The organism is Shewanella sp. SG41-4 (genome assembly GCF_014164505.1).
Lineage (GTDB): Bacteria > Pseudomonadota > Gammaproteobacteria > Enterobacterales > Shewanellaceae > Shewanella.
The window spans coordinates 1-1,093 of record NZ_JACJFI010000663.1; the positions used below are offsets into that span (position 1 = coordinate 1).

The following is a 1,093-nucleotide window of genomic DNA, read 5'->3' on the forward strand; positions in this document are numbered from 1 at the left end:
GCTACTTCGTGAATCTTCCAAACAGGAAGATATATGTTTAGGAATTGGCTGCTTTTTTCTGAGGCGTTGATACTGGTTGTAGTGGTTTAGAAAAATGTTACGTATTGATGGAATATTTACTGTTTTCGAGTTAATGTTTGAATATTGGAGTATTTAAAGGAATGAATATGTTTAACGAAGATGTTAAGGAATTGCTAGGTCATAGTAAAAGTGAAATTTCTGCTATAGCTGAACAGGTTAAAGACGGCTCTGTTAATAAAGTAGCTATAAAAAATGTACTTGAAAACCTAAGAAGTATTTTAGATTATCATGGCCAAGATTTATTAGCAGCGATGAAAAAAGCCACAGCTATTAAAAAGCTTTCTACGAAAGTCTACTTTCCATATGGGCAACGCGAAAATAATTTTAAAATCAGCATTAAAAAAAACTTACCTGGCTTACCCGATCTTCTTCCTGATGCTTATCGCCTGATCGAAAGTATGCAGCCATTTAAATGTTCTGATAACTGGCTAGTTGACTTGTGTTCAATGACTAATGAAGCTAAGCATAATAATTTATCAAAAACTAAAAACAGTAAAACGGTATCAATAGAACAAAGCAACTTCATAAGAGTTAGTAATTCTACTAACGTAGTATTGTCAGGTAATTATGGTAATGGCAAACGTTTGGATGATGTATATGCCAGACAAGGGTATCCAGTTAAAGTCGTTAAAAATACCGGGGTGACTCAAATAACTGAACATAACATGATTAAATTTGATGGAAAAGAAATTGAAGTTGGTCCTTTTTTAGAGAAATGTCACATGAATATTGAAAGGTTTTCGAACGAATTGACCGATATTTTAAACCAAAATGGAAAATAAATTCTGAAATGTGATAAATTAAAATCACCTGTATATTTAGGGTTTTCAATGATGGATAGTGATAAGTTAATAAAACTGCATGAATTGCTTTGTGAAGTGGCTAACTCTCCAACCAAAAAGCAAGCGGCGATACCGTCAAAGAGTTTAGATTTTATGGTGTCTAATGTTATTGGCTCATTCAACGGTTATACATCTGGAAAACTGGGAGAAGCCGTCAGCTTTGCAAAAAG

Annotated in this window: 2 protein-coding genes; both read left to right on the forward strand. The window is 33.4% G+C overall.

Translation table 11 applies throughout. The features are described 5' to 3' along the window. The first annotated feature begins 167 nt into the window (after nt 1–167). On the forward strand, nt 168–863 hold the full coding sequence (locus H5202_RS23095) for a hypothetical protein (protein ID WP_182774066.1): 696 nt from the start codon (nt 168–170) through the stop codon (nt 861–863). 48 nt (nt 864–911) lie between these two features. Beyond that, nucleotides 912–1,093: hypothetical protein (locus H5202_RS23100; RefSeq protein ID WP_182774067.1), on the forward strand; the 182-nt coding region annotated here is incomplete at its 3' end.